Annotated in this window: 24 protein-coding genes; 9 read left to right on the top strand and 15 right to left on the bottom strand. The window is 45.2% G+C overall.

The window, feature by feature from the left end; all coding sequences use genetic code 11:
- Positions 1-147 precede the first annotated feature (147 nt).
- The gene (locus AC0VYI_RS01720) at positions 148-1,323 is read right to left on the bottom strand and encodes an MFS transporter (protein WP_475446896.1); all 1,176 of its coding nucleotides are present in this window, start codon (positions 1,321-1,323) and stop codon (positions 148-150) included.
- Between the two features lie 99 nt (positions 1,324-1,422).
- On the opposite strand from AC0VYI_RS01720, the gene AC0VYI_RS01715 reads away from it, so the two are divergent.
- Positions 1,423-2,331 carry a LysR family transcriptional regulator gene (locus AC0VYI_RS01715; protein ID WP_475446895.1) on the top strand — a complete coding sequence of 303 codons (909 nt, stop codon included), beginning with the start codon at positions 1,423-1,425 and terminating at the stop codon, positions 2,329-2,331.
- A 114-nt stretch (positions 2,332-2,445) separates the two neighbouring features.
- Positions 2,446-2,922 (top strand): hypothetical protein, encoded by a 477-nt coding sequence (locus tag AC0VYI_RS01710; RefSeq protein ID WP_475446893.1) that lies wholly within the window; start codon positions 2,446-2,448, stop codon positions 2,920-2,922.
- 16 nt (positions 2,923-2,938) lie between these two features.
- Here AC0VYI_RS01710 and AC0VYI_RS01705 read toward each other — a convergent pair whose 3' ends face one another.
- The 4 genes from AC0VYI_RS01705 to AC0VYI_RS01690 all read right to left on the bottom strand — a co-directional run bounded on the left by AC0VYI_RS01705 (position 2,939) and on the right by AC0VYI_RS01690 (position 7,462).
- Positions 2,939-4,048 (bottom strand): ABC transporter ATP-binding protein, encoded by a 1,110-nt coding sequence (locus tag AC0VYI_RS01705; RefSeq protein WP_475446892.1) that lies wholly within the window; start codon positions 4,046-4,048, stop codon positions 2,939-2,941.
- 90 nt (positions 4,049-4,138) lie between these two features.
- Complete coding sequence (locus AC0VYI_RS01700) at positions 4,139-5,098, bottom strand: carbohydrate ABC transporter permease (protein WP_475430595.1); 960 nt, start codon at positions 5,096-5,098, stop codon at positions 4,139-4,141.
- Between the two features lie 58 nt (positions 5,099-5,156).
- Positions 5,157-6,023 carry a carbohydrate ABC transporter permease gene (locus AC0VYI_RS01695; protein ID WP_475446890.1) on the bottom strand — a complete coding sequence of 289 codons (867 nt, stop codon included), beginning with the start codon at positions 6,021-6,023 and terminating at the stop codon, positions 5,157-5,159.
- An 83-nt stretch (positions 6,024-6,106) separates the two neighbouring features.
- Positions 6,107-7,462: an ABC transporter substrate-binding protein gene (locus AC0VYI_RS01690; protein ID WP_475446888.1), complete on the bottom strand. Its 1,356-nt coding sequence runs from the start codon at positions 7,460-7,462 to the stop codon at positions 6,107-6,109.
- A gap of 569 nt (positions 7,463-8,031) precedes the next feature.
- Between AC0VYI_RS01690 and AC0VYI_RS01685 the strand changes: the two genes are divergently transcribed.
- Together AC0VYI_RS01685 and AC0VYI_RS01680 are read left to right on the top strand one after the other, a co-directional pair.
- Positions 8,032-8,265: a hypothetical protein gene (locus tag AC0VYI_RS01685; RefSeq protein ID WP_475446887.1), complete on the top strand. Its 234-nt coding sequence runs from the start codon at positions 8,032-8,034 to the stop codon at positions 8,263-8,265.
- A gap of 63 nt (positions 8,266-8,328) precedes the next feature.
- On the top strand, positions 8,329-8,628 hold the full coding sequence (locus tag AC0VYI_RS01680; protein WP_475446884.1) for an addiction module antidote protein: 300 nt from the start codon (positions 8,329-8,331) through the stop codon (positions 8,626-8,628).
- A 20-nt stretch (positions 8,629-8,648) separates the two neighbouring features.
- On the opposite strand, the gene AC0VYI_RS01675 is transcribed toward AC0VYI_RS01680, so the two are convergent.
- The 4 genes from AC0VYI_RS01675 to dgt all read right to left on the bottom strand — a co-directional run bounded on the left by AC0VYI_RS01675 (position 8,649) and on the right by dgt (position 12,020).
- Positions 8,649-9,257, bottom strand: coding sequence for a DNA-3-methyladenine glycosylase I (locus AC0VYI_RS01675; protein ID WP_475446882.1), 609 nt, complete (start codon positions 9,255-9,257; stop codon positions 8,649-8,651).
- A 69-nt stretch (positions 9,258-9,326) separates the two neighbouring features.
- On the bottom strand, positions 9,327-9,824 hold the full coding sequence (locus tag AC0VYI_RS01670; protein ID WP_475446880.1) for a hypothetical protein: 498 nt from the start codon (positions 9,822-9,824) through the stop codon (positions 9,327-9,329).
- A 50-nt stretch (positions 9,825-9,874) separates the two neighbouring features.
- Positions 9,875-10,279, bottom strand: a complete 405-nt coding sequence (locus tag AC0VYI_RS01665) for a GFA family protein (protein ID WP_475446878.1) — start codon at positions 10,277-10,279, stop codon at positions 9,875-9,877.
- Between the two features lie 223 nt (positions 10,280-10,502).
- The gene (dgt, locus tag AC0VYI_RS01660; RefSeq protein WP_475446877.1) at positions 10,503-12,020 is read right to left on the bottom strand and encodes a dGTPase; all 1,518 of its coding nucleotides are present in this window, start codon (positions 12,018-12,020) and stop codon (positions 10,503-10,505) included.
- Between the two features lie 202 nt (positions 12,021-12,222).
- Here dgt and AC0VYI_RS01655 point away from each other — a divergent pair, with 202 nt between their 5' ends.
- The 5 genes from AC0VYI_RS01655 (at position 12,223) to AC0VYI_RS01635 (ending at position 18,224) form a co-directional block, all read left to right on the top strand.
- Positions 12,223-12,453 carry a type II toxin-antitoxin system Phd/YefM family antitoxin gene (locus tag AC0VYI_RS01655; RefSeq protein WP_475446875.1) on the top strand — a complete coding sequence of 77 codons (231 nt, stop codon included), beginning with the start codon at positions 12,223-12,225 and terminating at the stop codon, positions 12,451-12,453.
- Positions 12,454-12,940: 487 nt separating this feature from the next.
- Positions 12,941-13,438 carry a formate dehydrogenase subunit gamma gene (locus AC0VYI_RS01650; RefSeq protein ID WP_475446873.1) on the top strand — a complete coding sequence of 166 codons (498 nt, stop codon included), beginning with the start codon at positions 12,941-12,943 and terminating at the stop codon, positions 13,436-13,438.
- Positions 13,438-15,006 carry a formate dehydrogenase beta subunit gene (locus AC0VYI_RS01645; protein ID WP_475446871.1) on the top strand — a complete coding sequence of 523 codons (1,569 nt, stop codon included), beginning with the start codon at positions 13,438-13,440 and terminating at the stop codon, positions 15,004-15,006. Before AC0VYI_RS01650 ends, AC0VYI_RS01645 begins: the two co-directional genes overlap by 1 nt.
- Positions 15,007-15,008: 2 nt before the next feature.
- On the top strand, positions 15,009-17,873 hold the full coding sequence (fdhF, locus tag AC0VYI_RS01640; protein ID WP_475446869.1) for a formate dehydrogenase subunit alpha: 2,865 nt from the start codon (positions 15,009-15,011) through the stop codon (positions 17,871-17,873).
- A 120-nt stretch (positions 17,874-17,993) separates the two neighbouring features.
- On the top strand, positions 17,994-18,224 hold the full coding sequence (locus AC0VYI_RS01635) for a formate dehydrogenase subunit delta (RefSeq protein ID WP_067012291.1): 231 nt from the start codon (positions 17,994-17,996) through the stop codon (positions 18,222-18,224).
- An 85-nt stretch (positions 18,225-18,309) separates the two neighbouring features.
- Here AC0VYI_RS01635 and AC0VYI_RS01630 read toward each other — a convergent pair whose 3' ends face one another.
- The 6 genes from AC0VYI_RS01630 to sstT all read right to left on the bottom strand — a co-directional run bounded on the left by AC0VYI_RS01630 (position 18,310) and on the right by sstT (position 25,003).
- Positions 18,310-18,948 carry a response regulator transcription factor gene (locus tag AC0VYI_RS01630; protein WP_475446867.1) on the bottom strand — a complete coding sequence of 213 codons (639 nt, stop codon included), beginning with the start codon at positions 18,946-18,948 and terminating at the stop codon, positions 18,310-18,312.
- Between the two features lie 19 nt (positions 18,949-18,967).
- Positions 18,968-20,326, bottom strand: a complete 1,359-nt coding sequence (locus AC0VYI_RS01625) for a cache domain-containing protein (RefSeq protein ID WP_475446866.1) — start codon at positions 20,324-20,326, stop codon at positions 18,968-18,970.
- A gap of 124 nt (positions 20,327-20,450) precedes the next feature.
- Positions 20,451-21,740, bottom strand: coding sequence for a TRAP transporter large permease (locus AC0VYI_RS01620; RefSeq protein WP_475446864.1), 1,290 nt, complete (start codon positions 21,738-21,740; stop codon positions 20,451-20,453).
- A gap of 73 nt (positions 21,741-21,813) precedes the next feature.
- Positions 21,814-22,353: a TRAP transporter small permease subunit gene (locus tag AC0VYI_RS01615; protein WP_475446862.1), complete on the bottom strand. Its 540-nt coding sequence runs from the start codon at positions 22,351-22,353 to the stop codon at positions 21,814-21,816.
- A 124-nt stretch (positions 22,354-22,477) separates the two neighbouring features.
- The gene (locus AC0VYI_RS01610) at positions 22,478-23,563 is read right to left on the bottom strand and encodes a TRAP transporter substrate-binding protein (RefSeq protein ID WP_199478263.1); all 1,086 of its coding nucleotides are present in this window, start codon (positions 23,561-23,563) and stop codon (positions 22,478-22,480) included.
- Between the two features lie 228 nt (positions 23,564-23,791).
- Positions 23,792-25,003: a serine/threonine transporter SstT gene (sstT, locus tag AC0VYI_RS01605; RefSeq protein ID WP_475446860.1), complete on the bottom strand. Its 1,212-nt coding sequence runs from the start codon at positions 25,001-25,003 to the stop codon at positions 23,792-23,794.
- Between the last annotated feature and the right edge of the window lie 280 nt (positions 25,004-25,283).

Below are 25,283 nucleotides of genomic sequence, written 5' to 3'. Positions count from 1 at the left end.
CTCACGCTTTAAAGTTATTTTTTGTATGTGTTTCATAAAAAAACTAAAAAAAAGAACACAACTTAGCCTCATATCGAAGAACTAAGTAATGCAAAGATTGGCGCGGGGATGCTTTGGTGAACGCCTAAAACAGTCCCCACTTGTTGGTTAGGAAGAGGCAACTTGTTCATTACCTTGGTTTGAAGGGCTTCGTTTTAACACCAGTACCATAAGTAACCCAAGCGCTGCGGTTCCCGCACCGGCTAACGCGACTGCAGGCAAACCCAACCCCATGCTTATGACACCGCCACCTAAGGCAGCCCCAATCGCATTGCCGAGATTAAAGGCACCAATGTTCATGGCAGATGCCAAGTTCGGTGCTTCGTTGGCTTCGTGAACCACCAAGGATTGCAAGGGTGGAACCACCGCAAAGCTGGCTATTCCCCAGAGAAAGATAAGGGGTACCACCATAACCGGAGAAGACATCACCATTGCAAAAATAACCAATAGCAAAATCGCCGCGATTAACGACGCAATCAAGGTCCCATAGAGAGAATGATCCGCATAACGTCCACCAAGGATATTCCCCACGGCAAGCCCAGCACCATAAAGCACTAACATAGCGGTCACAAAGGCTGTGGACTCATGGGTTTCTTGTTGCAAGATAGGCACAATGTAAGTGAATACAGTAAACATCGAACTGGCTCCCACCACCGTTAGCAGTAGCGCGGCCAAAACAGGCCCTTTGCTTAACACCGTTAACTCATTGCGAATGTTCGCCTTCTCTTGATTGACTAATGGCGGCAAGCTGACTCGTAACGCTATCATCACCATTACACCAATCGCGGCGATTCCCCAAAACGCACTGCGCCAACCGAATGTGGTGCCAATAAAACTGGCGAATGGCACCCCACCAATGGTGGCAATGGTAAGACCCGAAAACATCGCGGCAACGGCGCCCGCCCGTTTATTCGGCGGTACTATATTCGTGGCAACGACAGCACCAATGCCAAAAAACATACCGTGATTCAACGATGTGATAATACGCCCAACCATCAACGCACTGTAGCTGTCAGCCATGGCGCTGATGGCATTCCCCACGGTAAAAATTCCCATGGACAACACCAACAAACGACGTCGTGACATATTTGCACACAGTAAAGTCATAACAGGTGCCCCAATTAATACACCAAACGCGTAAGCGCTAATAAGCATGCCAGCTGTCGGAATAGAAACACCTAAATCCCCGGCAATCACTGGCAACATCCCCATGGGAGAAAATTCCGTGACGCCAATTCCAAAAGCGCCCATGGCCAACGCCATTAATGGAAAGTTAATCTTCATATTAATCCCCGTTTATTTATGATATTAGGGAATATAACGAGACGACCCAAACCTGAATAGTGGGTAAAAAAGCGATTCTGTTTTGCATTGGATTCACAAATGAAGCAAGTAAAAGTTGATAAAACTACCGAGATGGAAACATTCTTAGCCGTTGCCATGACGGGAAGTTTAAGTGGCGCCGCAAGAGCACAGGGGCTCACACCCTCGGCAGTGAGCCGCATGATGACAAGAATAGAGAAACGTTTAGGGGTTCGTCTGCTTGTTCGCTCTACCCGCAAGCTTTACTTAACCAGTGAGGGCGAATCCTATGCCCTTGCTGCTCGGCGTATTTTAAAAGATCTAGAAGAAACTGAGCGCACAATCGCTGATAGAGCAAATCCAAGCGGATTAATCAAAGTCAGCACCCCAACAGCTTATAGCCGTTTGACCATGATTCCCTTATATAAAGAGTTTTTGCAGCGTTATCCCAATATTAAAATCGAAGTCGAAGTGAGCGATAAGATTAGCAATGTGGCAGATGGTCATATTGACGTCGCAATTCGTTTTGGTCCGCTACCCGACAGCAATTTAACCGCAAGACGCCTTGGGGAAACCGGTAGAACGGTTATTGCCACACCAAACTATTTAGCACAAGCAGGAATCCCTAAAACGCCAGCGGATTTGCAACATTTTAATTGTCTGGATTTTAGTTTTCAGCGGCTAGAACCCGGCTGGCCATTTCGTGAAAACGGCGAAGACTATATTTTACCCATCAAAGGCAATATGACCTCCAACAATGGGGAAACGCTGGTCGAGCTGGTGATGGAGGACATTGGCATTACCCGAGTGGGGAACTTTCATATTGAAAAAGCCCTCGCATCGGGTCAACTCGTCCCTTTATTGGAAGACTTCAACCCGCAGGACAAGGAAGTTATCCATGCAGTGTTTATTGGCGGACAACATATGCCAGCACGAGTCAGAGTCTTTGTGGATTATCTGGTGGAGAAAATGCATTCCCGAACAGAATGACACAGAAATTTGTTACTAATTTAGTAGAATTGTGGTACAGGAAATCAGTGGGGGAAGCAACACCACTAATCTATGCTAGTTACTTATTAATAATAGCAAAGGGAGGTCATCGAAATGACAGAAACTTTAAAATTGTCAGAAGATAAGCAAAGTCATATAGAAACCAAAAGGTTTATTATTAGCTTGTTAAAGCACCAAATCGCATCCAATTTTGGCCAAGAAAAAGTCCTATTTTTTATGTCACCAGAGCCTGCTCGTAATATTGATCTTCTCTGCAATGAAATCAATAATTTAAGCTCTATTAACATTAATACAAAAAATAAAATAGAGGCAATTCGTTTTGGTTACAAAGATCGAGCTTGGGGAATCATTTTTCAAGATGCCGATTTACTAGACGCTCTGATACCCTTGCTATTCAACCATGGTTCGGAACTACTCGCAATTGCAGCGATAAAAGAATCAGAGAAAACACTGCCAGAGACACTACCACTTATTCTCAATAGCATCATGTTTAATGAAAATACGGATCAGTTTCAATCCGAATACACAGGGTTATATTTTGAATGTGGCCAGCTAGTTGAAAAACTTTAGAATGGAATGGGCTTCATCAAACTTCCCCTTTGTTAATTAACCCCCCTTCTTTACTTGTTTCAAACAAGAGCACGCGGTTTAAATCCACCGACAATGAAATGCTTTCTTGGCGTTTGACATGGGAGCGTAGATCGAGCCTCGCTTTGGCATCTTCACCGCCGAGTTTGAACATGATTTCTTTGTCAAAGCCGAGGTTTTCCACCAGCTCAACATTAATATCATTAAATTCAAATAGGTTATCACTGGGGGATGATAAAGCACTGTCTTCAAAAAAGTCTGGACGAATACCAATCAACACCGAGTCGTGAGATTTGAGAGCGTGTAAATCCACATTCGCGATTTTCGACGCTGGAAGTCGATACTGATCGATTAACAGATCGTCACCGTCCCGTTTCGCTTCGATCAAGTTCATCGCAGGAGAGCCAATAAAGGTGGCAACAAAGGTATTTGTCGGTTGCAGATAGATGTCCATTGGCGAGCCAACCTGCTCGACAATGCCATCACGCATCACCACCACGCGCTCCCCCAACGTCATGGCTTCGATCTGATCATGCGTGACATAAATGGCCGTCATGCTGTATTGGTGTTGTATGCGCGCAATTTCCGTACGCATATGATGGCGCAGCTTGGCATCTAGATTCGATAACGGTTCATCGAACAAATACACATCCGCATCCCGTGCCAGGGCTCGCCCCATGGCAACCCGTTGTCGCTGGCCACCGGATAGATCCGCCGGTTTGCGATCCAAATAGTCGTCCAGCTTGAGCATAGTCGATACATCGGCAAGTTTTTGTTGAATGGTCTCGGCATCTGCCCCTGATTTTTTCAAACCAAAAACGATGTTTTCTCGCACTGACATATGCGGATACAATGCGTAATTTTGAAACACCATGGCGATGTTGCGTTTGTTTGGAGGTAAATCATTGATGGTTCGAGTACCGATTTGAATGTCCCCTGCGGTAATGTCCTCAAGACCCGCCACCATGCGTAGAGTGGTACTTTTGCCGCAGCCACTTGGCCCAACTAAAACAACGAACTCGCCGTCTTTCACCTCAAGATTGAGGTTCTTCACAATAGGCATGTCGCCGTAGGACTTATTGACATTCCTTAATATCACTGAGCTCATAAATGTCTTCCTTTTATTGAATAGAACGTAATGAGCTAAACAAAGACAAATCCATTTTTAACAAAGTATTTGCCAGCCCAATCGTCATCTTTAGCCTTTTACTCCCCCTTCCGTTAACCCGCCAGAAAGCTGACGATTAGCGAGCATAAAACAGATCACGACGGGCAATAAGGTCAATATGGACGCCGCCATAATACGATCCCATATGGCATTTTTTGAGGTAAATAAGGTTTGCAGCGCTAAGGGTAAGGTTTGGAAATCTTGGTATTGCTTAAGAAACACAGAGGCGAATAAGTATTCATTCCAAGCGATAACAAAACAGTAAATGAAGACGGTGAATAACATGGGTTTCGACAGAGGGAGAACGATTCGCCAAAAGGCTTCCACTCTTGAGCAACCATCCATCATCGCGGCCTCTTCAAGGGAAAAAGGAATACCACGGAAATAGTTACCCAGCATGTACATGGCAACGGGTAAAGTTTGAATTAAATAGATCAAAAACAGACTAAGAATCGTGCCCCATATACTACCCGCTAACCCAAGGTTCACACTCATTTGATACAATGGCACCATGAGCAACACGCCACCGACCATATAGACAAACAAGACACCGTTCGCCATGGCGGATTGACCCGGAAAGCGTAAACGAGCGATGGCATAAGCCGCAAGTGAGGCCAGTAAAGTCGAACAAATCCCTGTCACAAAAGAGATAACAAAAGTATTAAGCATGTAACGACCAAAGTTAAATACATCCCCACCGGAACTGAACTTTTCTAGCAACATCTGACGCTTGGCTTCCGATAACGCTGGGTTACTCAGTAAACGTTGGATACTTGCGGGGACTTCGACGGTTTTAGGAGGCATAAGACCAAGCAGTTCTTTGTAAGCCTCCAAATGAAGCACTCGAGGAATCAAGGAGGGGTTCCCCCAATCAATGGGATCTTTTAACGATGTGGATAAAATCTGTACAAACGGAAACACGCAAAAGATCACTAGGGCAAGTACCATAGAATACAAAATGATGGACTGAATCAATGTACGTTTATTCATCTTCTCACCTGCTTCTCTGCATGTGTTTATAATAATTTATTGATACTTATATAACTCTTTACCATTTCAACACCTTACGAACATACAGCCAGATTAAGCCGACCAGCACGAGCAATTGAATCACCGAGATGGTCGCAGCAATACCTTGATCAACAATCCCAGCAAAGGCTTGGTAATAGGTAAAAATGGGCAAGGTTTCCACGTTCGGAGCAAGTAAATAAACATCTTCAAAACGGTTAAGGTTCCATATAACACGCAATAAAATAACAGTGGCAATAACAAACCTGAGTTCCGGTAAGGTCACATGCCAAAATCGTCCCCAAGCATTTTGTCCATCGATTGCAGCGGCTTCATACAAATCTTTGGGAACGCTTTGCAATTTAGCGAGAAACAAAAGATAGGCAATGGGAAAATGCTTCCAAATATCAAACACAATCACCACAAAAAGGGCTGTATCAGGGTTGCCAATCAGGTTGCGGCGCGTATCCGTTAGATGTAGAACATCCACCACCACATGGTTATAAATGCCATTCACTGGGTCGAAAATAAACTGCCAGCCAAACACCACGCTGATCACAGGCGCAAAATACGGTAATAAGATCAAACCTCGGGCTAGGTTGCGAAAATGAAACGTTTGATTCATTAACACTGCGGCCGCTAAACCAAGAAGGGTCGTGCCTGCAACGGTACCAAGCAGATATATCACCGACACACCGACGGAATGGTAATAACGAGGATTGCTCAGCAAATCGCTATAGTTTGTTAGCCCCACAAAGTGTTTATCACCATTGAGCTGAACGTCAAAAAAACTCAGATAGATATTAAACCCAATGGGATAAACAACCAGTAACGCAATAATCCCTACTGCGGGAGCCACCAGTTTAAGGCCAAGCTGTGCTTCTTTTCTGACTAATACAGAAGACATATCGACTTCCCTTCTTTACATTAAGCCCACCCTAATCCTCCCCTTGCCCTCTATTTGCAAGTAAGCGGGAGGCTAGGTGGATCTTATTCAGCAATAATGGCCTTCATTTCAGCCGTCGCTTGATCCAATGCTTTTTGCGGATCTTCTCCTTTGATGGTTACGTCATAGACCATGCGAGGAATCACAGACTTTGCAAAAATAGCGCCCGAAGCAGGAAAGGTTTTGCCTTTTACAACAGCAAAAGAACGGATGTCATCAAAGCCTGAGGCTATTTGCTCCATCTTCTTCGGCCCATAGAGTTTAAACACCCCATTGGGATCATCTAAGTAAGCGGGATCCTCGGCAATGCCTTTGATCATGGGGTTCATACCACCTGGTGCCATGTGTAAAAAGGTGATGTAAGAGTCCGGTTCATACATGAACTCGATGAATTTTTTGGTGGCGTTGGCTTGCTCTGTATTATTCGTTTTTAACGCCACCAACCCGGAAAGGGTGCCATAGGAGGCGGAACTTTTATGGGTGATGATGGGCACGAATCCGGTATTTTTCACCAGATTAGGATCAAAGGTTCCCCCGGTGAGTTCCTTAAAGTGATCGGCAGAAAGAGAACTTTGAGCCACTTTGGCTAATGCCAAATCGTCCATAATATAAGTGGAGTAGAAGAACATGCCCATTTTACCTTGCAGGTAATAATCTCGAGCACGCCAGTTTTGCGGCCCTGGCGGATTGTATTGAGCGAGTTTTTTGTAGAATTTAAGGGTTTCTAAGGTGGCGGGGCTATTGAAGACAAGATTGCCTTTGGCATCAAATTCGCTGGCATTATTAGATAAGGCCAATTGTGTGAAGACTTGCTCCGTATAACTATCCTGTTTCGTGCCCACTAAAATGCCGTATTGATTATGGGCTTTATCGGTCAATGCCTTGGCGGCTTTTTCAATGTTCTCCCAAGTATTCGGCGTAGCAAGCCCTTTTTTATCAAACCAATCTTTACGATACCAAATGCCTTGAATCCAACCATGGTATGGCAATCCATAATACTCACCATCGGGAGACGTTAACATGGTTAATGCCCCTTGATTAAACTTACCTTTCCCAATGTCATTGACCACCGCTTTATGGGTTTTGGTATCGACAATGCCCTCTTCTCCCAAAGACATTATGATTTCAGAATTGACTTCTATAAGCTGCGGCGTGGTACCCGCCGCTACGGCAGCTGCCATTTGCGTGGCCATTTCATTTTCATCTACTGGCACCACTTTCACGATAATACCATCGTTGAGGGCTTCGAAAGTGCTCGCAAGCAATTCAATCGTCTGCATGCGATCAGACTGAGTCTGCGCCGTCCAAAATTCCACCGTCGAGGCGTGAACAAGCTGACTGATTAGAAGCCCATTAACCAGCAATCCACTGGCGACGAAAAGCGATTTGCGATCTTGCATGTCGTCTTCCTCTTTTTATTTTATTCTTGTGAGAGTCTTGCGATATAACCTATCTGTCTACTTTTTAACCATTCAAAAACAATGCCAACCAAATGGTCAAGCAAAATAGAACGAAATGAGAAAAGGGAAAAATAGGGCCCTCTCATAAAAAGTCCCAGAAAAAGCCTGACTATTCAGCAATAAGTGTCAATATTGAGTAAACGATAAAATTGTTTTTAAGAACATTTTACAAAAATAAAAACGAACCAAGTTGAAACATCACTTCATATAATGCACGTTATTTGTGCATTTTTTACTCAAAAATGAGAGTTTATATTAACCTACAAATAGATCCATCTAGTCTTTAGGGTATTTAATCAAAAAAGGGATATTGAACAGTAAATCGTTCATAAAGCAGAGCAAATTAGGGGCGACGAAATACCTTTCTCGCTCGATCTACCCTCTCCCGCATAAAACAGTGTTCTGCATGGCCGTTGATGAGTCCCATGGCTTGCATGAATGTAAAAAACATTGAGATTAGGTTAAAAAACAACCATACTGTATTCAAATGGATACAGTATGGTTGTTTTATGTATGATATTAAACTCACGGATGAGTTCAACCTTTGGCTGCGTCGGCTAAAAGATCACTCGACTAGAATTCGTTTAGCCCGCCGCCTAGAAAAGGCATCACGTGGATTACTTGGCGATGTTAAGCCTATAGGTGATGGCTTGTATGAAATGAGAGCATTATGGACCAGGCTGGAGAATGTATTACGTCCAACGAGGGACGACTTTGATCATAACGTTGGCTGGTGGCAATAAATCGACGCAAAGCAGAGACATAGAATTGGCTAAACAGCGAGCTATAAAACTGAATGAAACGACATGACTTCAATAAAAGAATTGACCGACTTTGATATGGCTGAACAACTTCGTACAGACGAAGATATTGCTGCTTATTTATCTATGGTGCTTGAGGATGGTGATACCGATGAGCTCATTCATGCTCTTGGCCATATTGCCAAAGCGCGAGGCATGACGCAGATAGCTAAAGACAGCGGGTTAGGACGCGAAAGTCTTTACAAAGCCCTGCGATCCGGTTCTCGGCCGCAATTCGATACCATAGTAAAGGTGCTTAAATCCCTTAACTTTGGCTTAAAAGCCGTGATTCATACTCAAAAATGATCACATCGCATGGATGTTTTTCATGGCCTCACAAACCCTTTCCTCGCTCGATCAACTTCTTCTCGCATAAAACAGTGTTCTGCATGGTCATTGATGAGTCCCATGGATTGCATAAAGGCGTACAGGGTGGTTGGGCCGACAAATTGCCAGCCGCGTTTTTTGAGCTCTTTGGAAAGCGCAATGGATTCTGCGCAGGTGGTTTGAGTTTCGGATGGAGGAAGGGAGTTTTCATCGGGTTCATAACGCCAGATAAACGTAGCTAAAGAACCTTCTTGATCGACCATTTCTAGGGCACGTTTGGCGTTGTTGATGACCGCGAGGATTTTTCGTTTATTACGAACGATGCCTTCATTGTTAAGCAACTCGGCGATTTCTTGCTCGCCAAACTGCGCCATTTTATGGAAGTCGAATTGCGCAAAGGCTGAACGAAAATTCTCTCGTTTACTCAGAATGGTTCGCCAACTCAGGCCGGATTGAAAGGTTTCCAGACAGAGCTTTTCAAACAAACGCCGATCATCTGCGACGGGGAAACCCCACTCGTTATCATGATAATGGGGGAAATCCGGCGCGGAGTCGGCCCATGCACAACGATGTGGACACTCATGATCTGGTAAAGTATTTTGACTCACTCGTTACCTCTATTAGCTAGGAGATTAACGCTACTGTTTACCATAACCTCACTAAGATCATAGGGGAAATCAGTCTTCGACCTTAATTTCTTCCAGTGGTTTACCATCACACAATTTATACATAACACGAATATGGTGTTTTCGATAAGTGACAAAGCCAAAGTATGTCTCAGAGTAAAGTATAAAAAGCGCAATAATACTGACTGATACAGATATTAATCTCACATATTGCTCGTTAGATATCTCTGCTATTGTTGTAAAGTTAACGCCTGTATTGATCAGGGTTAACAATAAAGTAATACCATAAAAAAGCTTTAATATTATTATATAAGAGTGGTGTCCCCAAGCAATTTTCAGATTGACAAACATAAAACAGAGAAGCCCTATCAACATACTTCCTATAAAAGAAATGTCTGAATCTATGTTTAAGCTCTCTCCAATATCGGCAAAACTAATGGATATTGTAAAAATACTTAAGATAGTCGTGATTAAAAAACACATTACATACTGAAATGGTGGGTATGGGTTAATGAAGTCTGAATCATGGACTATTATGTCATTTTTCATTAGTACCTTCCCTGTACTGAGTTACTGTAACGCTTAGGAAGCTTTCCAGATTAGACTTTATCATCAGCCGGATGGTTCACACCATCGTTTACTACGACGTCACCAAGATCATAAGGATTAACACCTTCTAAGCAGCCGATATTGTAGCCATATTGTGTAGGGGCGGATCGACGTTGATGGTGGGTGTAAATACCACAGTTTGAACAGAAAAAATGTTTAGCGGTGTGGGTATTAAATTGGTAAAGCTTTAATACATCATGGCCTTTGACGATACGCAGGTTATCCAATGTGACGGAAGCCACAATGGCACCCTTACGACGACAAATAGAACAATCACAACGTCTGGGGTTTTCAATGCCATTAGGCAGAGTTAATTCCAATTCAATCGCACCACAATGACAGCTGGCTTTGTGCTTGGGTTGTATTTTGGTTGGGCCGACTTGCTTGATCATCATGATATTTATCCTCTCAAAGGCTTGAGCAAACAGACTACACGATCTATTTCGCTAAAACCAAGTTGTTTATGTAGACTTTAGTCTAACGGTTATTGTCGAGATAAATCTCGACCTACCTGACCTCAGCTCCACGAACTTTTGTGGGTAGGATTTATCCCAACGACAAACCCAAGTCGCGCTAAAGCGCGGCCTCTCCGATACCTTGTACTACCTTGCCTCCTTTCTAACCAATCACATGTAAAGCGCGATATTCGTCGTAGGCGAATTGGTCTGTCATGCCGCTGATGTAGTCTTGAATGAGACGACAACGGAAGTAGAACTCCCACACATCATCACTGATGGATTCAAGTTGGCTGCCTGTGAAATGGGCTTTGAAGTCAGTCAGAGTTTTGTCTTCTATGGCGGATCGGTAGGCGCGAATGTGTTTTTGTGAGAGTTTTCTAAATACTCTCGCTTCGTAAGCTGGCGCTTTTTTATCGTTGTCTAGAACCTTGTTAAAGCTGGCTCTGTCTAGTTTGAGCAATGGGGCATAAATATCCAGTAAACCATTGATGATTCGATAGCCTTGTAGCTCTTGCCCTTCTACTTCTGGCGTGCTGAAGGCGTATTTTCGAGCGACGGTTTTGAGTGTTTCAACCACGGCGTGATGATAGCTACCATCTTCAATCCGTGCGTTATTAAAGGAGCCATGGAAGATGGTATCGATATTGTCGATAAAACGTTTACAAGCGTATTTAGGCAGTTCTTTATTGATACCTACACGCAGCCCAACGAAGAACATACTGTCGATTTTGTTTTGTCGATACATTGATTTGGCAGAGTCAATAATGTCTTCCATTATCTGATTGACTGGCAGTTTGAAATCATCAGATTGGCAAGTATTGATAAACTCTTCACGCAAAATATTTGGCAAATCGGCAATGGATAAAATGCCTTTCTCTTCGGCATCTTCGATGTCTGCCACACCATAAGAAATATCATCAGCGGCTTCCATGATGTAGGCAAAGGGAGAGCGCCTTCCTTCTTGAATGTTTAACGCTTCTCTTAATACCTTGATAAAGGGCGCTTCACTCAAATAAAAGCCGACCTTTTTCTGTAGGTAATCTTTGTCTGGTTTGGGCGTATCACCACGACGAGTGTATTTCATAATGCCAGACAATTGGCTGTAGGTAAGGTTGAGCGCAAGTAAACTGTGAACCAAACGAATCGCTTGAGCGTTACCTTCAAAGTTACATATGTCACGTTTTAGCGCGGTTAGTTCGTCGTTGAGTTTGATGTCTGAGTCGTTAGTATCTGGCATAAAACGCTTAAGAAATTGGCTTGTATGTTTCTCAAACCATTTGATCATGGTGTCTTCGCCAAAGTGACCGAAGGGTGGGTTACCCACATCATGCATCAGACAAGACATCTCGACGATGGATTCAAATTGGCGGTCTAATCCTGCTAGTCCATATTCTTCTAGTTTTCCCTTGTCTTTCGATAAACTCTGAAACACCAACTGACTAATGTACCGTCCCACCTGTTGCACTTCCATTGAGTGGGTCAAACGACTGCGTACAGCAGCATTACGCTCTAAAGGAAACACTTGGGTTTTCTGCTGCAAACGGCGAATCGCGGCCGAATTGATAATACGCCCCCGATCACTTTCAAAATGCCATAAAGCGGCTATTTCTTGATCGCTTGAATCCTGGCTGTTATGCAAGCGATTGGAACGAACTTTTTCTCTAAAGTTAATGCCCATTCTTCGTATCCTTACCTTTCTATGATCATTGTTGCTAACGCTATCTGCTTAAAAGAAGTGACGTAGGGTGAGTCCACATAGATCTAAACATACCATTCAATTTTGTACAAAAATACATCAAAACTCTTATGCGCTTCATTGATAAATAAGCAATCGTCTTCCATTCTTATGAATAACAAACAGCATAGTTACGGAGACACAGATGGAGTTAGTTACTGCTTCAGCACTACAGACCAATTTAGACACCATGATGAAAAAGGTGTGCGATAGCCAAACACCCATCATGATAGACAGAGGGAACGAACCAGCCGTTGTGATGATGTCAGTAGACTGTTTTAAAGCATTGGAAGAAGCCACAACCTTATTCGACAACTATGCTAATTCAAAAGATATTTTGCAAAATATCGCCAATAAAGACGGCGACACGGATTAAAAACACGGTGGCGTTACCCAGTAACGCCATACTTTCCTTCACACCTACCATTGATACCCACTACCTACATCATTTAGTGGATTTGAGCGTTTAATAATGAGGTTAAACCGTGCAAACGCTCATGAACCAAGATCGTCATTTGCCAAATTTAGCAATTGAGTCCAATATTAGAAACGCGACATTCACGTAAAAATGGTGGACACATGATTTGTCTGTTTCTCCCTTTAGATGGCCGCCATTTCGTCAAATATGTCGTAATAAGATAAGAGAAAGATCAGTGAATGTGCGATCCTGAGCGCCGTAATTGGTCTAATAAAGGCTGCCTGAGTAGCGATCATTCCCAGTTATGTGCAGGTTGCCGCGCTGGTGAAAGCACCATGTTGATCCAAGCGCTAACATGTGTCTACGTCTTGATGGGCACTATATTAAAGTAACGCTTCTGCCTAACGATGATTTCCGTGTTTAGGCGGTAGGAGGAATTATAATAATGACTACACCGAGAGTTGTAACTTGGGATCCTGCCATCGCGCAAACCATTATTGAAGAGTTTAAGTCCAAACCAGGCGCTCTTTTACCCCTTCTTCATGCTATTCAAGAGCGCTTTTCTTATATTCCTGAAGAGGCCGTCGGCTTAATCGCCAGCGCCCTCAAGCAAACCCGAGCGGAAATACATGGTGTGATCAGTTTCTACCATCACTTTCGCACGAAACAACCGGGACGCCATGTAGTCGAGCTCTGCCGTGCAGAAGCGTGCCAAGCGCTTGGGGCACGTCGCTTAGAAGCCTACGCTAAAAGTATGTTGGGCGTGGACTACCATCAAACCACCCCCGACAACAACATTACCCTTGAACCGGTTTATTGCTTAGGCAATTGCAGCTGTGGTCCATCTGTTCGGGTGGGCGATGAAATCTACGCCGATGTCGACACTCAGCGTTTTGATGAATTGGTCGACAATCTGAAAACCGATCGCTTGGAGGTGCAATAATGACTTTTTGTATTCATGTACCTTCCGACACCACCGCAAAAGCGCTAGGGGCAGATCGTCTTACCAAATTGCTGGCCGCAACTGCCAATGAGCGCAAAGTGGATTTGTCGATCAAACGTAACGGCACCCGCGCCTTGTATTGGCTAGAGCCGCTTATTGAAGTAGAAACTAAGCAAGGTCGCTTTGGTTTTGGCCCTGTAAAAGAAGCGGATATTGACTCTTTGTTTGACGCCGAATTCTGGCGCGGTGATGTGGTGCATCCTCTGGCACTTGGTCTAGTGGAAGATATTCCTTATCTAAAACAACAGCAGCGCTTAACCTTTGCTCGCGCGGGAGTTATTGACCCACTTTCTCTAGCTGATTACCAAGCAAAAGAAGGCTATCGCGGCCTGAAGAATGCCTTAGCGATGGATGCTCAACCCCTTGTTGATGAGATCAAAGCATCCGGCTTGCGTGGTCGAGGTGGTGCAGCTTTTCCAACGGGTATCAAATGGCAAACCGTTTTAGACGCTCCTGCTGAACAAAAATACGTTGTTTGTAACGCCGACGAAGGCGATTCTGGCACCTTTGCCGACCGCTTAGTGATGGAATGCGATCCCTTTATGCTGATTGAAGGCATGACCATCGCTGGCTTGGCCGTTGGCGCAACGCAGGGGTACATCTATCTACGTTCGGAATACCCATTGGCGTTCAAGACGCTCCATGACGCCATTGCCATCGCCTATGAGAACAGTTTACTCGGCGCAGGCATTCTAGGCAGCGACAAACACTTTGATCTTGAAGTGCGTTTGGGCGCTGGCGCTTACATTTGTGGTGAAGAAACCTCCCTGCTCGAAAGTTTGGAAGGCAAGCGCGGTCTGGTACGTGCGAAACCACCATTGCCAGCCATTGTCGGTTTATTCGGTCAGCCAACCGTAGTAAACAACGTCCTGTCCCTTGCGGCGGTGCCTTTTATTTTAGACAAAGGCGCACAAGCCTATGCCGACTATGGCATGGGGCGCTCGCTCGGTACCTTACCCTTCCAATTAGCGGGCAACGTCAAACAAGGCGGTCTTGTCGAGCTGGCCTTTGGCCCTACCTTGCGTGAACTCATGTTCGACTTCGGCGGTGGTACTCGTAATGGACGCCCACTAAAAGCCGTGCAAGTCGGCGGTCCGTTGGGAGCGTATCTTCCTGAGTCACAATGGGACACCCCATTAGACTATGAAGCCTTTGCCAAAGAAGGCGCGGTATTAGGCCACGGTGGCGTGGTCATGTTTGACGACAGCGTCGATATGAGCGAGCAAGCGCGCTTCTCGATGGAGTTCTGTGTGGCTGAATCCTGCGGTAAATGTACCCCATGCCGTATCGGTTCCACCCGAGGTGTGGAAGTCATTGACCGTATTCGTTCTGGTGAAAATGTGGATGGCAATATGACATTGTTATCTGACCTATGTGAAACCATGGTAGACGGTTCGTTGTGTGCGATGGGAGGTATGACGCCATTCCCAGTGCAAAGTGCGATGAAGCACTTCAAGGACGATTTCATTAAGCGCGCCGCGTCAACAACGAATGCCGAGGAGATCTAGTCATGTTACAGCACTTTGATCCTAATAAAGATTATGGTACGCCAGCTTCTTTAAGTGAGAAACAGGTCACGTTGGAAATTGACGGGTTAGAAATCAGCGTCCCAGAAGGCACCTCAGTGATGCGTGCGGCAGCACTTGCCGACATCAATATTCCCAAATTATGCGCCACAGACAATCTAGAAGCCTTTGGCTCTTGTCGCCTTTGTGCCGTGCAAATTGAAGGCCGTCGCGGTACGCCAGCCTCTTGTACGACACCTGCTGAGCAAGGCATGAAGGTGTCTACTCAGAATGAAAAATTGGCCAAATTGCGTCGCAATATTATGGAATTGTACATTTCCGATCACCCACTGGACTGTTTGACTTGTCCTGCCAATGGCGATTGTGAATTGCAGGACATGGCAGGGGCAGTAGGACTTCGTGAAGTCCGTTATGGCTTTGATGGCGCCAACCATTTGGACGCCCCAAAAGATACTTCCAACCCTTATTTCACCTTCGACGCCAGCAAATGTATCGTCTGTTCTCGTTGTGTACGTGCTTGTGAAGAAGTCCAAGGTACCTTTGCCCTGACCATTGATGGCCGTGGCTTTGATTCCAAAGTCGCTGCGGGACAAAATGAAAACTTCTTAGATTCAGAGTGTGTGTCTTGTGGTGCCTGTGTGCAAGCCTGCCCAACCGCCACCCTGTCTGAAAATTCATTGATTCAAATGGGCCAACCAGAACACAGTATTTCCACCACCTGCGCGTACTGTGGTGTCGGTTGTTCCTTTAAAGCCGAAATGAAAGGCGATCAACTGGTGCGCATGGTGCCAGACAAAGCTGGGGATGCAAACCACGGTCACTCTTGTGTCAAAGGTCGTTTCGCTTTCGGTTATGCGACCCATAAAGACCGCATCCGCACCCCCATGATTCGTGACGCTATCGATCAACCTTGGAAAGAAGTGAGCTGGGAAGAAGCCATTGGCTTTGCTGCAAATCGCTTGAAATCTATCCAATACGAATACGGTCGTGAAAGCATCGGCGGTATTACCTCTTCCCGTTGTACCAACGAAGAAACCTACTTGGTGCAAAAACTGATTCGTGCCGCCTTTGGTAATAACAACACAGATACTTGTGCCCGTGTTTGTCACAGCCCAACCGGTTACGGCCTCAAACAAACCCTTGGGGAATCCGCCGGGACACAAACGTTTGATTCAGTGATGAAGTCCGACTGTGTCCTCGTCATTGGTGCCAACCCAACGGATGCTCACCCAGTATTTGGCTCTTTGATGCGCCGCCGTCTTCGCCAAGGCGCAAGCTTGATCGTTGCCGACCCACGAGAAATCGATATTCTTAAGACACCGCATCTAGGCGACTCTGTACACTTACCATTGCGTCCAGGAACCAATGTGGCGCTTATCAATGCGTTGGCCCATGTGGTCATCACAGAAGGCTTGGAGGATACCGACTTTATTGCCAAACGCTGTGAGCCAGAAGCCTACGCCAAATGGCGAGCCTTTATTGCCGAATCTCGCAATGCCCCAGAGGCAGTTGAGGATGTGACGGGGGTACCTGCAGAGTCAATTCGTCAAGCTGCCCGTACTTTTGCTAACGCCCCCAATGCAGCGATTTACTACGGTCTCGGTGTCACCGAACACAGCCAAGGCTCCACCATGGTAATGGGGATCGCCAACCTTGCGTTAGCAACAGGCAACATTGGCCGCGAAGGCGTTGGTGTCAACCCACTTCGTGGTCAAAATAACGTACAGGGCTCCTGTGACATGGGGTCATTCCCACACGAGTTACCAGGTTACCAGCACGTTTCCGACCCGATGGTTCGTAGTCGCTTTGAAAAAGTCTGGGGCGTAACACTGGACGATGAGCCAGGCCTGCGTATTCCAAATATGTTTGATGCGGCCATTGCTGGCCACTTCCGAGGCTTATACGTACAAGGGGAAGACATCGCCCAGTCGGACCCAAATACCCAACACGTGGAAGCCGCGTTGCGTGCATTAGACTGCTTGATCGTGCAGGACATCTTCCTAAACGAAACCGCAAAATTTGCCCATGTTCTGCTACCAGGCTCCACCTTCCTTGAGAAGAACGGTACCTTCACCAACGCCGAGCGTCGTATTAACCGCGTTCGTAAGGTGATGCCACCGCTATCCGGTAAAGAAGATTGGGAAGTGACGGTCGACTTAGCCAATGCCCTAGGTTACCCAATGAGCTACTCTCATCCCTCGGAAATCATGGATGAGATAGCCCTATTGACGCCAACCTTCACAGGGGTGAACTACGAGAAACTAGACAAACACGGCAGTTTGCAATGGCCATGTAATGATGAGTTCCCTATTGGCTCACCGATCATGCACGTGGAGAGCTTTCCTACATTGGAAGGCAAAGGCCACTTTGCTGTCACAGAATTCGTTCCAACGTCCGAACGTGCCAGCCGTCGTTTCCCACTCTTGCTTACAACGGGGCGTATTTTGAGCCAATACAACGTTGGCGCTCAAACCCGTCGTACTGAAAACCAAGTGTGGCATCACGAGGATAAATTAGAAATCCATCCCCATGATGCGGAAGAACGCGGTATTAACGAAGGAGACTGGCTAGGCATCAGCAGCCGTGCTGGACAAACAGTGTTACGTGCTCATATCAGTAAACGCATGCAACCTGGGGTGGTGTACACCACCTTCCACCATCCGGGCAGTGGCGCCAACGTGATCACAACAGACAACTCGGATTGGGCAACGAACTGTCCTGAATACAAGGTTACAGCGGTACAGGTAGAGAAGGTGTCTCAACCGTCCGAATGGCAGAAAGATTTCGCGGCGAACCATCAACGCCAACAAAAACTTTTGTCCGAAGCCAGTGCCTCTAGTGGCGAATAAACAATAGCCTCAGACGCTTCGGCACACGGTCATTACCCTGTGCTGAGGCGGTTGGCTAGGTCTGGTCAAGTGATCATCGATCAAGCCTCGTATGAGAGTTCAGTCTAGCGAGAATTAACTATGCATAACGAACAAGAACGTATCATCTCTATGATTAACCAAATCGCAGAGAATAATATTAGCGCGGGCGATGAAAGTGCTGTGGCAACAATTGTCGCAGGTCATGTGAAGAAGTTTTGGCCACGACGCATGAAAAACATGCTGAAAGACTATATTGAACAAGGTGGGCCAGCATTGCATCCGGCCGCACTACAAGCAGGTAAGCAGCTTTTTGAGGAAAGCAAAGCCTAAAACCGTAATCCAGTTCGCTATATCGACCCTCTAAAGAATAACTTCCTGTTAGATCGTCGATATAGCCGTCCTCTTTTTCGCAAGATCAAATTAAATTGTGTTCAATGGCGTATTTCACCAGACCTGCAGACGAGTGAATATCCAACTTACGCTTAATATTTTGTCGATGGGTTTCTACCGTTCTCACGCTAATATTAAGTTGTTGGGCGATTTCTTTGTTAGATAACCCGTTCGCTACTTCAGCGAGTACCGCACTTTCCCTTGGTGTCAGTGACTCCTCTTCTTGTGGCGCTGAAGAGAATTGACCAAATAACAAATCGGTCGCTTTTGAACTAAAGTATGTGCCCCCTTGATATACTGTATTGATGGCTTGTATCAACTCTTCCGACGAGACGTCTTTGAGCACATAGCCATTGGCCCCCGCTTGAATCACAGACAGAATATACTCTTTATCATAATGCATGCTAAGCATCAGAATTTTGATATTCGGCTGTTCATTGCGAAAACGTTTTGTGGCTTCTAAACCATTTAAAATAGGCATGGACACGTCCATTAGCACCAAATCTGGAGATAAGACTTTAGCTTTTTCCAAGGCTTCCAAACCATTCGCAGCCGTCCCAACAATATTAATATCCGCTTCCAATTCTAAACGAGCCTGAAGACCGTCTAATACCAACATATGGTCGTCCACCAGCAACACTCGAATGCTTGTGCTTATTGTCATGACTTGTCTCTTATTGTTTTTAATCCATTTTAGGCGCTATCGGTAAAATAGCACGGACTTTTGTGCCTTTGCCTTTCTGGGACGCTAAAAAAAAGTCCCCACCAATAAGTGCCACTCGCTCACGCATATTGATCAACCCAATCCCTTTTGACAAAGCCGATTCCTGAGAACAACCAAGACCATCGTCTAGACATTCGAACACCAAATCCTGATGTGACTGCTTGATATGCAGCGAAACATGGCTGGCTTGGGCATGTTTGTCGATATTGGTTAAGGCTTCTTGAGATAGCCGATATAAGGCAATTTCTATTTCATCAGGAATACCACAAGACACATCAAAGCAGTAGTTCACAGACACCTTGGTGCGCTCGCTAAATTGGTCGACCAACGCGCTAAGTGCCGTATCTAACCCCAAATCGTCCAGCAATGTTGGCCTAAGATCATGGGAGATCTGACGAATTTCTTGGATAGTGAGGTTTATCAGTTCACCCGCTTTAAGTAATTCACCTTCAATAGCCTCTTTACCTTGGTCACGGTTGAGTTTGTTGCTAGCCAATTCAATACGAAACTTACAGGACACCAGTAACTGATTGATGCCATCGTGCAATTCGCGGGAAAAGCGCCGCCGCTCACTCACTTGCAAGCGCATAAAACGCTGTACCAAGACTTTGAGTTTGGAATCCGCTAATTTGTGCTCATGAAGGTTAATCGCCAAGCCCAATAGAATCACAAAAATCACAGTGATAGTCACCACCACACTGACGGAAAAAAAGCTTCGGCGGATGTTGGCGTCCATATTAGCTTTAGCCTTGGATAATTCGAGAAAGACATCACCAAGATACAAGCCCGTTCCCAGCATCCAATGCCAGCGATCAATCATCACGGCGTAACCAATCTTCTCCTCCACATCCATATAAGGCGGCTTTTCCCAAAAGTAACGATGAAATCCCCCTCCCGTTTTGGCAACCGCCAAGAGGTGCTGGATCAAATAGTTACCCGACTTATCCTGAAAGTCCCAAAGATCTTTCCCTACCAATTCCGGCTGCGTCGGATGAACGAGATTCTTCCCTGTACTGCTGTAAATATAAAAGTAACCATCCTCACCATAACGCAGGCGGCTAATCACTTTTTTTACTTCCGCCTTGGCCTCTTCATCACTTAGCGTATCACTGTCTAAAATCGGTTGAATCGCTGAAAGTGCAATACTGATATGGCTTTTAAGCGCTTCTTTTTTGGCATGAATCAAATTGAATTCATAGATAGACAATTCCTCGTCGGCAAGTTCCCTAGCAGATTGCAAACTGAGGTAGATAATGATGACCGTCGAAGCAATCAAAGGGACGACTGCTAAAAGGATAATCTTACTTTTTAAGCCCACAAAGACGTCCTTCTTATTCTTTTTATATCATGCCGATCCGTAAAAAAACGGGCTAGTGACAACAACCTAGCCCGTTTGCTGGTTTGAAGCTCATAGACAACGTTTTACGCTATCTAAAGGGAGCTTAAGCCATTCCATACCATTCAGGAAAGACCATTATGCTGGCCAACACTAGCACTTGGATCAAAATAAAGGGAATTACCCCACGATAAATATCCATCGTCCGAATGGAGCTCGGTGCCACGCCTTTTAAATAGAATAGACTAAAGCCAAAAGGTGGTGTTAAGAACGATGTCTGCAAATTCATCGCAATCAAAATCGCAAACCACAACATATTGATTCCCAGCGCTTCAGCCACTGGTGCCAAGATCGGCACAATGATAAAGGCAATTTCCACAAAATCGATGAAAAATCCAAGGATCATAATCGCAACCATGGCGAGAATAATAAAGCCCCATTTTTCACCCGGTAGATTGAGCAATACCTCTTCCACTATTTGATCACCACCAGTGTAGCTAAAAGCCATCGAGAAGGCGGTTGCCCCCATCAAAATAGCAAACACCATGGCGGTGACTTTAACCGTTTCTAAACTACTGTCGTAAAGCATCTTCCAAGTAAACTGACGATACAGCAACGCCAATACAATCGCCCCCATACCACCTAACGCTGACGACTCTGTCGGTGTCGCAATCCCCGTAAAGATAGAGCCCAATACCACCAGCACCAACGCCAAAGGAGGAATGATGGCTTTTAACGCACTAACAATTTGTTGAGAACGCGTTTCCCCATCGTCTTCTTCTGGCATGGCTGGCGCCATATCAGGCTTGAGAAAAGTCAGAATCAGAATATAGACAATATAACAACCAATCAGAACCACCCCCGGCAACATTGCCGAATGGAATAAATCCCCTACAGGAATACCTAAAACATCTCCTAAGATAATCAAAATAATTGAGGGAGGAATGATCTGGCCCAGCGTACCTGAGGCGCAAATCGTGCCGCAGGCAAGGGATTTGCTGTATTTGTATTTCAGCATAACAGGCAAAGAGATCAACCCCATCGCCACGACACTGGCCCCCACCACACCGGTTGAGGCGGCCAATAATGCGCCCACCAAAATAGTCGAAATCGCCAAGCCACCACGCACTCGACCAAACAGTTTCCCCATGGCTTCTAATAATTGTTCTGCCAACTGTGTTTTTTGCAACACAATGCCCATAAAAACAAACAAGGGCACCGCCATCATGGTGGTGTTTTCCATGTAGCTTTGTATGCGAAAGGGCATAAAGGCAAACATGTCAAAGCCTTCGGCAAACACACCAAATATTAAGGCGACCCCACCAAAGGTGAAAGCGACAGGGAACCCCAGCATCAGCATTGCTAGGGCAACGAAAAACATGATAATACCAATCATAAACGACCTATTAATCCGTCAGAACAAGAGAGCAAGCACTGCAAGACATCGCTGCAGAAAACAGGACTCAAGATCAATGTTGAATAGGAGGGTTTGAAAAGCCCTCTTCACTCACGCCACGAATGGCATTAATCGAACGCAGCATCATGCCCACCCCACTGATCGCCATGGAGAAAAAAGCAAAAGGGATAACCGCTTTAATAACCCAGCGATAAGGCAAACCACCTGGGTCGCCACTGGTTTCTCCTAGAGCAAAGGATTCTTGGGCAAAACCAATACCGTAGTAGCCAACCAGCAAGGTGAAAGGTAATAAGAAAAAGATACAGCCAAACAAATCGATCCATGCTTTACGTTTGATCGGTTGGTTTTCATAGATCAAATCGACTCGCACATGACCACCCTGTTGAATCCCATAAGGAATCCCCAACAAGAAAATAGCCGCATACAAATGCCATTCTAATTCTTGCATGGCAATGGACACATCATTGAACAAATAACGCATTAATACGTCATAAAAAACGTTACATAACAAGGCGATAAACAATAAGGTCGAAATAGCGCCAAGTAGATTTGAAAAACGAGCGATGCCTCGCTCTAAATTGATGAGAAACATGGAAATGACTCCTAGAAAACACCTAATGGCACGCTAACTCCTAACAATCAACGTCCTTAGTAAGCATTAACTCGCTTACAAAGAGCGAAGTAGCGGAGGACGCCCCCCGCTACGCGATCAAGATTTATTCGGCAATTTTGTCTAAGCTTTCTAGGTAAGCTCGATCAGAAATGTTGGTCCATACACGGGCCACTTTCATATAAGCTTCTTGGGAATCGATAATTTCTTTCGTTAACGGATCTTTCGCAGCCGCTTCCGCCAATAACTCTTCGTTGGCTTTTTTCATGGCGCTTAGAACTGGTGTAGGGAAAGTCTTAACCTGAATATCTGGGTATTCAGATTTCATTTTCGCCCAGTTCACACCGCTTTCATGGTAAGACTGAATGTACATATCATAAGCGGCCAGTTTCATAGAGACACGCAGAATTTCACGCAGGTCGTCCGGTAGTTTTTTCCATGTCCGCTCATTTACTAGGAACTGAAGCTCAGTTGCTGGTTCATGCCAACCTGTGTAGTAGTAAGGCGCAATTTTGTGGAAACCCATGCGCAAATCAAGAGACGGTCCTACCCACTCCAAGGCATCAATCGTGTTACGCTCAAGAGCCGTATATAACTCACCAGGTGGAATGTTCGTTGGTTTGGCACCTAGCTTCGCTAACACTTCACCAGCAAACCCTGGAATACGCATTTTTAGACCTTTCAAGTCATCCAATGAGTTGATTTCCTTACGAAACCATCCTCCCATCTGCACACCGGTATTGCCCCCAGGGAAAGACAACAAGCCAAAGGGCTTATAAACTTTCTCCATCAGCTTCATGCCATCACCATAGTAAAACCAACCATACTGCTCCGGTGCCGTCATACCAAACGGCATGGTGGTGAAATACATGGTGTTGGGCACCTTACCTTTCCAATAATAAGAAGCAGAATGACCAATGTCGTACTGACCCGCACGCACCATATCAAACACACCTAATGGCGCTTTGTGTTTGTTTGCTGAGTCGATGGTGATTTTTAAGCGGCCTTTAGACATTTCTTCCGCCATACGTACCATGTTACGAGGCGCATCACCAAAGATAGGGAAGTTGGTAGTCCAAGATTCTGCCATTTTGAGTTTATAAACACGCTCTGCTGCCATAGAAGGCATAGACAGTGTACCGAGGGTAACAGCCGCAGCCGCTACAAAAGAAGTCATCTTAAGAGAGATCATTGATTATCATCCTGCTTGTTTATTATTGTTTAATTGGATAAAGCAGGTTTCATCATCTTCTGAAAACAATCTGTAAACAATTCGCATAAATACCGAAAACAGATCGTGATTAGTACGTAATAAGACTCAGTATTTCTACTTAGATGATCTTCACGCCGCATAAAAAAACCGCGAGCGCGGTTTTTTTATCAGCCTATTTCATATCACTGTGACGGTCTCAATCGTCCCTCACGAATGATGCTTAACGGAACGACAAGCCGCTGCGGTAAAGAGTACATCGGTCGAACTGTTCAATGCCGTTTCTGACGAGTCTTGTAGTACCCCGATAATGAAGCCCACAGCCACCACTTGCATCGCCACTTCATTGGGGATATTGAATAAGCTACAAGCCAAAGGAATCAGTAATAAAGATCCCCCAGCCACACCAGAGCTACCACAAGCCGATATAGCGGCAATAATACTGAGCAGAATCGCAGTGGCAAAATCCACTGGAATGCCTAATGTGTTCACCGCTGCAAGCGTTAGGACGGTAATCGTAATCGCCGCACCTGCCATATTAATGGTTGCCCCTAAGGGAATAGACACTGAATAGGTATCTTCATCCAATTGAAGGCGTTTACAAAGATCCATATTAACGGGAATATTGGCAGCGGAACTGCGCGTAAAAAAAGCCGTTACACCACTTTCTTTTAAGCATTGAAAAACTAAAGGGTAGGGATTTTTTCGCGTCGCTAAAAAGACCAACAAAGGGTTGGTGACCAAGGCAATAAATAGCATGGAACCAATCAACACCGCCAGCAGATGGGAGTAACCTAACAGTGCACCAAAACCTGTGGTTGCAATGGTGTTCGATACTAAACCAAACACACCAAATGGCGCTAAGCGAATAACAAAGCCCACGACTCGAGTAACACTGTCAGCTAAATTTTGCAGCAACGCTTTCGTTGTATCCGACCCATGGCGCAGGCCGATACCAAAACACACAGACCAGGTTAATATACCTATGTAATTGCCTGTCACTAACGCATTAACAGGGTTATCCACCATATTAAAAAATAACGTATGCAAGACATCATGTATGCCTTGTGGAGCAGATTGACTAATATCGCCAGCCACTAGGTTTAACTTAGTCGGAAACAAATAACTGAAAAAGACCGCACTAATGGCAGCAATCAAGGTACCCACGGCATACAGTACTAAAACAGGTCGAATATAGGTTTGCTGATTATGCTTATGGTTGGCAATGGAAGCGATGACTAAGATAAACACGAGAATCGGCGCGATCCCTTTCAAGGCTTTGACAAAAAAGCCGCCTAACACACCCGCAGATTGGGCCGCATCAGGTGAAACGTACGCTAAGACAACACCACACAGAATACCAACAACAATTTGCAATACGAGACTGCCATTCATATAACGCTGAAACAACGTTGATTTCATATTTGAAGTCATAGGGGAGATCCATCAAATTTTTCGAGGGAGCACCATAAAACATCACGAGGGATAAATGAACCATTTTGGCGCATAATTATGAGAATTTTATTTGTTCAAATGGTTAAGCTTATCCTTACCTCACTAAGCCTCTCAGGGATACATAGCGTTCATCGTCAACAGAATGTTGCCAAGAACCGAACTATTTTATTCATGCTTTTTCAAAACTATCGTTAAAATTCGCCTTCATATTCGACTTGAAGTTCGTCATTATAGACCTCATATTGTG

This window comes from Marinomonas sp. 63XJN7_9_ISO-PGPR-S23-217 (genome assembly GCF_056173515.1).
The sequence above is the reverse complement of the archived record's forward strand: the minus strand, read 5'-3'. Positions and strand labels throughout refer to the sequence as shown.